The organism is Rhizobium sp. 01T444, assembly GCF_056398305.1.
Window position 1 is genome coordinate 1 of record NZ_JBFTPD010000334.1, and the last position, 564, is coordinate 564.

At 69.9% G+C, this 564-nt stretch carries 1 protein-coding gene; it reads right to left on the reverse strand.

The features are described from left to right. Positions 1–69: 69 nt before the first annotated feature. The coding region (locus tag AC1DTN_RS38770; protein WP_477925534.1) for a substrate binding domain-containing protein at positions 70–564 on the reverse strand (495 nt) is incomplete at its 5' end.

A 564-nucleotide genomic window follows, 5' to 3' on the forward strand; every position in this document is an offset into this window, starting at 1 on the left:
GCATGGACCGGCAGCGCCAGTTGCTCAAGGCCACCGAGGCGACGCTGGCGGGCCTGTTGGAGCACTTCTTCAGGCCGGCGGGTTGAAGGCCTCGCAGACCGACACGACGAAGTCCAGGAAGGCGCGCACCTTGGCGGGAGGGTGATGGCGCGAGGGATAGAGCGCATACAGGGGAAAGCGCTCATCCGGCCAGTCGGGAAAGAGATCGACCAGCTTGCCTGCGGCCAGCAAGGGCGTGATGCCCAGCGCCCCGATCTGGATGATGCCGTCGCCGGCCTGGCACACGCTGAGCAAGGTGCCGACGTCGCTGAGCGTGAGGCGCCCCCCGGTCGCGGCCACCAGCTTCCTGCGCCCGCGATGAAACTCCCACGCGAAGGGGCGGCCGGTCTCCGGATCGCGGAACTGGATGCAGTCGTGGCCGGGGCCTTCGAGATCCGCCGGCACGCGGGGCCGGCCGTGGCGCTTGACGTACGCGGGAGAGGCCACGGTGACGATACGCGTTTCGAGCAGCTTGCGGCCCACCAGGGTGGAGGCGCGCGGATGGCCGAAGCGAACGGCCAGGTC